Below are 9,745 nucleotides of genomic sequence, written 5' to 3' on the forward strand. Positions count from 1 at the left end.
GAGTCCTTTTGTTTGTTATAAAACAGCATTTAAAAATTCTTTTGTACGTTCACTCTTTGGATTTGTAAAGATTTCTTCAGGAGTTCCTTCTTCTTCAATCTTACCATTATCCATAAAGATAACTCTATCTGCAACATTTCTTGCAAAGTTCATTTCATGTGTAACAAGAATCATTGTGAGTCCTTCTTCTGCTAACTGCTTAATTACAGCTAAGATTTCATTTACCATCTCTGGGTCTAATGCAGAAGTAGGTTCATCAAACAACATGATTTCAGGCTTCATACATAATGCACGAGCAATAGCCACACGCTGTTTTTGTCCTCCGGATAAGCGTCTGACATCTGCAGTTGCGAACTCTTGCATGCCAACTTTTTCAAGATAATGCATTGCAGTTTCAGTAGCTTCTTGTTTTGAAACCTTTAATACTTTTACCTGTGGCATGATGCAGTTATCAATTACAGAGTAGTTACCAAATAGGTTGAACTGCTGGAAGCACATTCCTACACGATTGCGGAATTGATTTATATTTTTGATTGATAGAACATCTTCGCCAAACACATGAATCATTCCACTATCAGGGATTTCTAATAGATTTATACAACGAAGGAGTGTAGATTTACCTGAACCAGATTTTCCAATCAAACAAACAACTTCTCCTTGATCAACTGAAAAGTCAACACCTTTAAGTACTTCTAAAGGACCAAAATTTTTATGAATATTTTTAATTTCAACAAGTGGATTATTCATCTTGACTTTTCCTTTCTATAATTCTTTTCCACTGAACTTCATCTGTTCAGGCGTTGTTACACTTTGCGGAAGACTTGAACTTGTCTGGTTTAATTTCTTTTCAATCGCATTTAATATGATTGAAGTTACCGTAGTTAATATGAGGTAAATAAGAGCTTCAATAAAATATGTTTCTGAGAATTTATAAGTTGTTCCTGCAATTGATTTTGCTTGGAACATTAGTTCTGTAATTGAAATTATCATCAATACAGAAGAGTCTTTAATATTAACAATAAATTCATTACCAATAGCAGGGAAGGCATTGCGAATAGCCTGTGGCAATATAACATGTAACATAGCTTGTACATTTGATAAGCCAAGAGATCTAGCTGCTTCCATTTGGCCATTATCTACGGATTGAATACCCGAACGTACAATCTCTGACATGTATGCTCCTGTATTAATTGAAATAACAAAGATAGCAGCTTGTAGGTTTGTCCAATGAATGACATTTAATAATGCATAATAGATAAATACTGCTTGTACCATCATTGGTGTACCGCGGAATATACCGATATAAATACTAGATAGTATTTGGAATATTTTCTTTAAAATCTTTACATAGACAGGCGCTGTACGGTCTGCTTTAAGAGCGCGTAAACCACCAATTAATAAACCGATTGCTAAACCGATAACTGTACCAGATAGGGCAACAATTAATGTTGTTTGTACGCCTAGTAATAAACTAGGCCAATAACGTACTAATAACGCAACTATATTGTTCATAAATTTCATCATTCATTCACCGCCGGTTGTCTTTCTACTGCCTCTAACATCATCTGTTGACGCTCTTCTTCAGAAATGGCATTCAGTGCCTTCTGTAATTTATCTAATAGTTCTGTATTGTCTTTCTTTACAGCAATAGATACGGATGTATCTGCTGTGAATCCATGACCTTCTTTGAAGGTAACATATGTCAAATCAGGGTTAGAAGCGACAATACCTTCCGCAACTGGAAGTTCTGCTGTAATTGCATCGCATCCTCTGTTCAACAAGTCGTTTACAAGTGAAGGGTAACTTTCCATAGCTGTACCATGTTTTACGCCATTAATTTGATCAATGATTGTGTCGTACAGTGTATTGAGCTGACCCTTTACTGTTTTTCCTTTTAGTTCTTGGATATCTGTAATTGAAGTAAGGGTACTATCTTTACGTACAATAACCACTTCTTGACTAGTGTAGTATGGATCAGTAAAATCGACCACTTCTTTACGATCCTCTGTCGCTGTCATACCTGCAATAACTACATCAATTTCATTCTGCATTAACCCAGGTATTAAGTTATCCCAATCATACTTAACAATTTCAACTTCCATACCTAATGATTTAGCTAGCTTCTTGGCGATTGTAACATCATAACCATCACAATAGTCTACAGTAGAAATCTGTTCGGTATATTCATTTGCTGTTGTTGTAGACCAATTAAATGGAGCATAGTTACATTCCATTCCAACAGTTAGCTTATCATCATGCGTATTTTTTATAGATGAACCGCATCCCGTAAGGAATATCATGGATAACGTTATAATAGATACTTTTCTGATCATATTCATAAATACTCTCCTTATAAATAAAACCCGCATGCTATCACATACGGGTTTAGTATCCATAAGTTATAGCGCCACTTCATTTTCATGAAGGAGTGATATAGATATTCTCTATATCCCCACGAGATAAACTTGCCAGTTTATACGTTCGGCGACGGTTACCTTTCATACATATCATTGCCTGCCAGCTCCATGCATTACTATTTTGCGTCGCTACCTCTATTCGGTTTTTATGACTCATATAATCTTATATATAAGATTGAATGTCAAGTTATTTATTTGTATTTTCCCAATCTTCTCCTTTAACCCAGAGTTTAATTTGTTCTTGGTTGGATAGGGAAGTTAAGAAATTCTTTTTTGCAAACGGATACGTTTGGTAGATATTTGCAAGCAATTCCTTTGTGTCCTGACGTTTCGTGAAGCCATCGTTAGGGCATGTACTCTTTACAACTGGTAATTGCTCATGTCTAATTATATTTTTGATCTCATCCTCATAAACATATACAAATGGACGGATAAAGCCCATACCAGAATTCTTTAGGTACATTGCAGGTGTAAAGGTTGAGATACGACCACCATAAATCATATTCATGAATAGTGTTTCGATTGCATCATCTGCGTGGTGGGCGAAAGCAGTCTTATTGCAATTGTATTCTTGGGCAGCCTTTACAATCGCTCCCTTTTTTAAAGTGGAGCAAAGTGAACATTGGATGTTTCCATTTTTCTTATTAGGATGTAACTGTAAGATATCATATAATTTTGTCGGATAATCGATATATTCGATATCATGTTCTTTCATAAACTTACGAACTTCTGTAAAGTCCATATCAGAAAATCCCATTTCTAGATGGATTCCAATGACAGAGAACTCTTTACCACTAATGCGTTTTGCGGCTTTTTGGTAAATTGATAAGGCATATAGTAGTAGGATACTATCTTTACCTCCGGAGACACCTACACAAATTCGATCTCCATTTTGAATTAAGTTGTAATCTGTATCTGCTTTATAGATAGCACCTATAATCTTCTTTAATGACATAATTTAAGCTCCTCAAACTTTGCTATTATACCATGATGTTGCTATAATATTAACGCTATATGGATGCAGTTATACTACTAAATAAACCGGCTGGGATGACATCGTTTGATGCAGTTGCCAAATGCCGTAAAATATTTCATGAACGTAAGATTGGCCATACAGGGACATTAGACCCTGAAGCTTCTGGGCTAATGATTATTTTGCTTGGTAAATATACCAAGCTTTTACCGTATTGCGTGAAGAATCATAAAGCATACCAAGCAACTTTAAAACTTGGTGAAATGACAGACACAGAAGATATTTGGGGTACAGTCATTGATACAAAGCCACCAACAATTCATACTTCTGAAGAAATACATAAGGCTGTTCAATCGCTGACGGGGGATATCCTACAAGTACCACCAATGTATTCAGCACTAAAAAAAGATGGTAAGAAGCTATATGAGTACGCTCGTCAAGGAATTGAAATTGAGCGTGAAGCTAGACCGGTACATATCTCTAGACTAGAAGTAGAGAAGATTGATGAAACGAATTATCGTATGGATGCTGTAGTATCCTCAGGCACTTATATTCGTACATTGATTGCGGATTTTGGAAAGCAACTTAATGAGTTGGCTATTATGTCTTCTCTAGTTCGTACTAAGATTGAACATCTAACACTTGAGGATGCTTGTAACTTTGAAGATTTAGAATCTGGCAAGGGTTTTTTATCACCAATACAGGTGATTGATCCTAGTTATAAATTTGTAGAGACTGATCAAGTAACCAATATTAAAAATGGAAAGCGTATCAAATTAGATATCACAGATCCACAGGTTATTTTTACATCGAATGGTGAACTTCTTGCGGCGTATGCGTTACAAGAAGATGGTTTATATCATTGTTTAAGAGGTTTATTTTAATGCGTGTAATCAATATCGGAGTTCATACAGTACAGAAGTATCAAAATCCAATGTGTGCTTGCATTGGATATTTTGATGGTATGCACCTTGGACATCAAGCTTTGGTAAAAGCAACTATTGAACTTGCAAAAAAACATGACTGTGAATCTGCACTGATTACATTTGAACCAGATCCATGGGTTACGATTAAGGGCTTAAAGGATGTTAAACACATTACAACAATGCGTCAAAGAATTAATCGTGCAGTTGAACTGGGTATTCAAAATATTATCATCTTAGATTTTGATAAAGAGATGAGTGAACTTTCTCCAACTGACTTTATACATAAGACCTTAGCAAAATTAAACTTAAAAGGTATAGTGTGTGGTTTTGATTTTCATTATGGTTTGCATGGAGCAGGGGATTGTAATACTCTCAAATCTGAAACAGATTATGATGTTGTTGTAGTTGATGCGGTTGAGGATGAAATTGGTAAGATTTCTAGTACACGTATTTGTGATGCTATCATTCAAGGTGATATGCCAGCAATCAAAAAGATGTTAGGGCAATACTATAGTTTAGAAGGTATTGTTCGCCGTGGTCATCAACAAGGAAGACTGATGGGTTTTCCAACTGCGAATATAGATTACTCTGATGAATACTTATTACCAAAACAAGGAGTCTATGCAAGCCGTGTAGAGATTGATCATCAAGTATATGGTGCAATGACCAATCTTGGCCATAATCCTACATTTAATACTTCTGAGAAGCTTTCATTAGAAACATATCTCATTGGTTATACCGGCACTTTGTATGGAAGAATTATCAAGGTTCAACTGTTAGAATACTTACGTCCAGAGATTCATTTTAAGAGCCGTGAGAATCTGATTTTACAACTTGAACAAGATGTTCGAGATATTAAGAAAATACTATTAAAATATGAATGAGTTATTTTTAGAACGAATGAAAGAAATGCTTAAGGATGAATATCCAGCATATCTTGAGAAATTAAATGATCCAGCTAGAAAAGGTTTACGTATCAATACCTTAAAGATTACGCCGGATGATTTTTTTGCGTGTACAAATTATGAGTTAGAAAAAAGTCCATTTGCGAAGAATGGATATTATGCAAATATAAAAAGTGGTGTAGGTTTTACACCGGAGCATATGTCTGGCTTCTTTTATATTCAAGAACCTAGTGCAAGCTCTGCAGTGACAATCTTAGATCCTAAACCTGGAATGAAGGTTTTAGATATGTGTGCAGCACCTGGCTCTAAGTCTACGCAAATTTCTGAAATGTTAGAACAAGAAGGTTTGCTTGTGGCTAATGAGATACATCCTACACGTTCTCGTATTTTATTAGAGAACATTGAGCGTTGTGGTAGTGCTAATACAATCGTATTGAATAACGATTCAAAGGATATTTATAAAGCATTTCCTGAGTTTTTTGATATGGTTCTGTGTGATGCGCCATGTTCTGGTGAAGGAATGTTTCGTAAAGAAGACCAAGCAGTAGAACAATGGAGTTTAGAAAATGTTCAAGCATGTGCTTTACGACAGTCATATATCTTAGAAGAGGCATATAAGTGCTTAAAACCAGGTGGAACTATGGTTTATAGTACCTGTACATTTGCGATGGAAGAAAATGAATTATGTATGCAGAAGTTCATACAAGAACATCCTGATATGCACTTGGTTCCAATTGAGACTGACTTTGGAAGAAAAGCATTTGATGTTGGATGTCATACAGATTACGCAAGAAGAATCTTTCCGATGGATGGTGGTGAAGGTCATTTTATCGCTAAGCTTCAAAAAGATGGTATATCAACAGAATCATCTGTTAAATTAATGCAATCTCAACCATTACCCAAAGAAGCCAAAGAATTCTTTGATGTATTCTTTGTAAACCAATATCCATATTATTTTGTTAAAAATAATAAAATATATGGTGGTACACAACCATTTTATGATGTAGGTAAATGTCATTTGCTGCGTCATCAAGTCTTTCTTGGTGAGATGGAGAAGAATCGCTTTACACCTAGTCATGCCTTATTTATGTCTGCCTATACCAAGTTTCAAAACACAATCAATCTACAGGAAGAAGATGTTCTTCGTTATATGCGAGGAGAACAACTAAATCTTTCTTGTAAGAAGGGGTGGTATGCAGTGTGTTATCATGGTGTTGTAATTGGTGGTGCTAAAAGTGATGGTACTGCATTAAAGAATAAATACCCTAAAAATTTACGTTTACGATGAAAGGATGAATCCATGAAATTAGACTTGTTTTCTTTTATTGATGAAACGATGGAATATTACAAAAGTAAGAGTGCGATATACCAATATGCCGAAGGTAAACTAAATAAATTCTTTTCGGATGAGTTTTTAAATGGTGAAGATCCAGTTATATCTATGCGTTCAAGAATCAAAGCGGAAGATAGTTTAAAAGAGAAGTTAATTCGCAATCAGTTCTATCTTCAATACGAAGCAGGTAAAGATGCAATCTCTCACTTAACTGATTTGATTGGTATTACAATGCAATGTCGTTTTATTCGTAATGAAGATCAGTTATATAAATCATTATTCAATAAATTCACACGAAAGAAGGGTACACCTTACTTTGTGGCAAATAATGATCCTGATATCTTTATTGATTTAAGTGTGTTTCAACCACAGTTACAAAGAAATGGTTTCACGATTTATCGCATAGATGGTTATTATACATTCAACGATGAGATGATTCGATTTGAACTACAGATTAAATCACTTGTACATGCATTCTGGAGTGAAATCGAACATGAAGTTGTTTATAAGAATCCTGACTTTATTCTCTACGATCAATTTAATAAAGATATGTTAGGTGCTATTCGTGATAATTTAGATGTCGTTGATCGACAACTTGAAATTATGTATGACGAGATTAGCCATCAAACAAGACAAACACAGATTGGCATGGATGAAGTTGGATTTAAACAGTTTGTAGCACGAAGTATCAACGAGCTGGTAAATCGTAAGATGAGAGAATCGGTTGGTTTTACATCTGACTTTAAAAAGTGTTCTGCGATGATTGCACAATATGTATATGTTCGTGATTTTATCAATGGAGAACATAATAAAGAGCGAATGATGGATTATCTAGAAACATTGAATATGCTTGCGACTAGTAAGCTAGACCTTTCAGAAGAAATCCATTTGGAAAGAGAATATCAAATGGAAGATGAGTTTTGTCGAATCTTTGGTAAGTATTGGCAAGCACAGTTAAATTCAAACTTCCAATGGCATATCTTCTTTGCAATGCTATTTAGTATTCAGCCTGGAAGTAATATTGATGACTTTACTGATTTCTGTACGATTATCAAACGCTTACTGATCGAACCAAATTGGTATCGTAATACTTTTCAACAATTTGGTGATGATAAAGCATTTGCAATACAGAAAGATTTAGAACTTGTATTGGTAAATACACTTGTAAAGATAGATGATATTGAAATAGTACATGAGGATAAAGTGTATTTGTGTATGCAGACATTCCGTCACTATGTGACACAATTAGAAAATGAGTATGATGATTACAACGAATTCATACAATACTATGAGAAAAATAAACTAGAACTCTCTAGGTTAATAACGGATCATTTCCATTGAGTCTGATATTTTGTTATAATAAACTAGTAAATAAAAGAGGTGAATAACATGGCACAGGATTATGTTGTTTTAAATGAGAAGAACGAAAATGGCTTAATAGCTATTAACAAGACTGTATTTAAGTCTATTGCAGAAATTAGCATTGATGATATTGAAAATGCAATTCGCGTACCACAGGCACGTTTTACAAAGCCTTTAACAGTAAAGGTGGATGCTAACCAATTACATATTACAGCTGATATTAAAGTAAAGTATGGCTCTAATGTTGCGGCTACTTGCGAGTTGGTACAGAATAAGATTTATGAAAACATCGTTTTTATGACTGGATTTAAGCCAGCAGATGTGACTGTTAATGTCATTGATTTTGAAATCTAGTATTGACATTTAAAGAGAAATTTAGTTAAATAGTATAGTAATTTGAAAAACGGAAAGAAGGAGCACCGCTTCTCACCTGATATCCTACGGATTTGGGTATATGCCGAGATGATCAAAACGATTATTTTAGCAGGTGCAATCTTCGTACCTGCTTTTAAATTTATAGGAGGTTTACTTGGGTAAAATTAAGAATAACAAAAACAGAAGACCAGAGTCTCATGACATGGTTAATGACGACATTCATTTCAAAGAAGTACTTGTAATTGGTCCTGATGGGGAACAATTAGGCACAATGTTACGCCGTGAAGCTTTAGAAAAAGCATACAGTATGGATCTTGATTTAATGTGTGTTGCACCTAATGCGACAGTACCGGTATGTAAGATTCTTGACTATGGCCGTTACCACTTCGAAGACCAAAAGAAGCAAAGGGAAGCTAAGAAGAATCAACATGTTACTGAAGTGAAGGCATTACGTCTTTCTCCAGTAATTGACCAGCATGACTTTGAAACAAAGTTAAAGCGTTCAAGAGAATGGATTGAAGCTGGCCAGAAAGTTCGTATCGATATGCGCTTCCGTGGTCGTATGATTACAAGACAGGAAGTTGGCCGTGATGTTTTAAATAAGTTTACTGAGCAGATCTCAGATATAGCAGATGTAAGTAAGTCCGCCGCAATGGAAGGCAATACATTATCTGTTGTATATTCACCAAAAAAAGGTAAGTAAAGGAGAATACTATGAAAGCAAAAGCAAGAAAGCCAAAGAAGATCAGAATGAAAACAAAGAAGACCTTCGCTAAGCGTAGCAAGCTAACAGCAACAGGTAAGTTGAAGGTACAGCACAACTACGTATCACACTTTGCAGCAAACAAGACACACAAGCAGAAGATGCATTTAGCTAAATCTACAACTGCACACAGTTCCGATTTAAAGCGTACTAGACAGTTGTTGCAAGGTTAATTAGGAGGTAAAGAAGATGAGAGTAAAGGGATCAACACCTACACGTAATAGACGTAAGAAAATATTAAAATTAGCTAAGGGTTATTTTGGAAGCAAACATTTACTTTACAGAACAGCCCATGAGCAAGTTATGCGTTCTCTCCGTTATGCATATATCGGAAGAAGACAGACAAAGCGTGAAATGCGTAAGCTTTGGATTGCTCGTATCAACGCTGCAACAAGACAGTATGATTTATCATACAGCCAGTTCATGCACGGTCTTAAGTTAGCAGAAATCAACGTTAACCGTAAGATGCTTTCTGAAATCGCTATTCATGATGAAAAGGGATTTGAAGCATTAGTTGACGCTGCTAAGAAGGCATTAGCTAAGTAAGAGCTTTAACCGATTTCGTATGAAGTCGGTTTTTCTTTTGCGCAAAAGAAAAAGGAATGTATCACTTGGATATCATCCCTTAATCATTATGGCACTTTAAAATCTCATGGGGTTGGGGATAGGCTATAAACTTTTGTGGGCACGA

At 35.3% G+C, this 9,745-nt stretch carries 12 protein-coding genes and 1 riboswitch; of the genes, 8 read left to right on the forward strand and 4 right to left on the reverse strand.

The window, feature by feature from the left end; genetic code table 11:
* Positions 1-15: 15 nt before the first annotated feature.
* The 4 genes from RYK16_RS04030 to RYK16_RS04045 form a co-directional block, all read right to left on the reverse strand.
* On the reverse strand, positions 16-747 hold the full coding sequence (locus tag RYK16_RS04030; RefSeq protein WP_314850945.1) for an amino acid ABC transporter ATP-binding protein: 732 nt from the start codon (positions 745-747) through the stop codon (positions 16-18).
* 15 nt (positions 748-762) lie between these two features.
* Positions 763-1,512: an amino acid ABC transporter permease gene (locus RYK16_RS04035; protein ID WP_314850947.1), complete on the reverse strand. Its 750-nt coding sequence runs from the start codon at positions 1,510-1,512 to the stop codon at positions 763-765.
* Positions 1,513-1,520: 8 nt separating this feature from the next.
* Positions 1,521-2,339, reverse strand: coding sequence for a transporter substrate-binding domain-containing protein (locus RYK16_RS04040; protein ID WP_314850949.1), 819 nt, complete (start codon positions 2,337-2,339; stop codon positions 1,521-1,523).
* 55 nt (positions 2,340-2,394) lie between these two features.
* A riboswitch (Lysine riboswitch) is annotated at positions 2,395-2,563 on the reverse strand.
* Between the two features lie 41 nt (positions 2,564-2,604).
* Positions 2,605-3,372 carry a tRNA 2-thiocytidine biosynthesis TtcA family protein gene (locus RYK16_RS04045; protein ID WP_314850950.1) on the reverse strand — a complete coding sequence of 256 codons (768 nt, stop codon included), beginning with the start codon at positions 3,370-3,372 and terminating at the stop codon, positions 2,605-2,607.
* Between the two features lie 59 nt (positions 3,373-3,431).
* On the opposite strand from RYK16_RS04045, the gene truB reads away from it, so the two are divergent.
* The 8 genes from truB to rplT all read left to right on the forward strand — a co-directional run bounded on the left by truB (position 3,432) and on the right by rplT (position 9,600).
* Complete coding sequence (truB, locus tag RYK16_RS04050; RefSeq protein WP_314850952.1) at positions 3,432-4,274, forward strand: tRNA pseudouridine(55) synthase TruB; 843 nt, start codon at positions 3,432-3,434, stop codon at positions 4,272-4,274.
* On the forward strand, positions 4,274-5,200 hold the full coding sequence (locus RYK16_RS04055) for a bifunctional riboflavin kinase/FAD synthetase (RefSeq protein ID WP_314850953.1): 927 nt from the start codon (positions 4,274-4,276) through the stop codon (positions 5,198-5,200). Before truB ends, RYK16_RS04055 begins: the two co-directional genes overlap by 1 nt.
* A complete protein-coding gene (locus RYK16_RS04060; RefSeq protein ID WP_314850955.1) occupies positions 5,193-6,509 on the forward strand; it encodes an RsmF rRNA methyltransferase first C-terminal domain-containing protein in 1,317 nt (438 codons plus the stop codon). The genes RYK16_RS04055 and RYK16_RS04060 overlap by 8 nt, the downstream gene beginning before the upstream one ends.
* A 12-nt stretch (positions 6,510-6,521) precedes the next feature.
* On the forward strand, positions 6,522-7,895 hold the full coding sequence (locus RYK16_RS04065; protein ID WP_314850956.1) for a hypothetical protein: 1,374 nt from the start codon (positions 6,522-6,524) through the stop codon (positions 7,893-7,895).
* Between the two features lie 48 nt (positions 7,896-7,943).
* A complete protein-coding gene (locus RYK16_RS04070; RefSeq protein ID WP_314850958.1) occupies positions 7,944-8,270 on the forward strand; it encodes an Asp23/Gls24 family envelope stress response protein in 327 nt (108 codons plus the stop codon).
* A 175-nt stretch (positions 8,271-8,445) separates the two neighbouring features.
* On the forward strand, positions 8,446-8,994 hold the full coding sequence (gene infC, locus RYK16_RS04075) for a translation initiation factor IF-3 (protein WP_294209304.1): 549 nt from the start codon (positions 8,446-8,448) through the stop codon (positions 8,992-8,994).
* Between the two features lie 11 nt (positions 8,995-9,005).
* Positions 9,006-9,227, forward strand: coding sequence for a 50S ribosomal protein L35 (locus RYK16_RS04080; protein WP_298664006.1), 222 nt, complete (start codon positions 9,006-9,008; stop codon positions 9,225-9,227).
* A 16-nt stretch (positions 9,228-9,243) separates the two neighbouring features.
* Complete coding sequence (rplT, locus tag RYK16_RS04085) at positions 9,244-9,600, forward strand: 50S ribosomal protein L20 (RefSeq protein ID WP_298664005.1); 357 nt, start codon at positions 9,244-9,246, stop codon at positions 9,598-9,600.
* Positions 9,601-9,745: the final 145 nt, after the last annotated feature.

The organism is uncultured Solobacterium sp. (assembly GCF_963550625.1).
Classification (GTDB): domain Bacteria; phylum Bacillota_I; class Bacilli_A; order Erysipelotrichales; family Erysipelotrichaceae; genus Bulleidia.